The sequence below is a fragment of the Vibrio sp. 378 genome (assembly GCF_033339435.1).
The window spans coordinates 1-571 of the sequence record NZ_JAWOUO010000924.1; the positions used below are offsets into that span (position 1 = coordinate 1).

Sequence of the window (571 nt, forward strand, 5' to 3'; positions counted from 1 at the left end):
AAGGGGATGTTATCTCCATCATTGGCTCTTCCGGTTCTGGCAAGAGTACTTTTCTTAGATGTATTAACTTACTAGAAACACCGACCGCTGGTGAAATTTGGGTAAACGGCGAGCTTATTCAAATGAAAAACAACCGCGCGGGTGAATCTGTACCTGCCAACGAAAAACAAGTTCAGCGTATTCGTTCGCGTTTAGCTATGGTTTTTCAGGGGTTTAACCTTTGGTCTCATCTTACCGTTCTTGAAAACGTCATCGAAGCACCTGTCCACGTTCTTGGAGTGCCGAAAGCTCAAGCAATTGAAAATGCAGAGTTGTTACTGAAAAAAGTCGGCCTTTACGAGCGTAAAGATTATTACCCAGGTCATTTATCTGGTGGTCAGCAACAGCGTGCTGCGATTGCTCGTGCCCTTGCCGTAGATCCAGAAGTTATGCTGTTTGACGAGCCTACCTCTGCGCTTGACCCTGAGCTTGTTGGGGAAGTGCTAGGGGTTATGAGAGATTTGGCAGATGAAGGGCGAACCATGTTAGTGGTGACGCATGAAATGGCGTTTGCTCGTGACGTCTCAAATCA

General features: G+C 46.6%; 1 protein-coding gene. It reads left to right on the forward strand.

What is annotated here, in order from left to right; genetic code table 11:
- Positions 1-571: ATP-binding cassette domain-containing protein (locus R7Q48_RS29630; protein WP_318133950.1), on the forward strand; the 571-nt coding region annotated here is incomplete at both ends.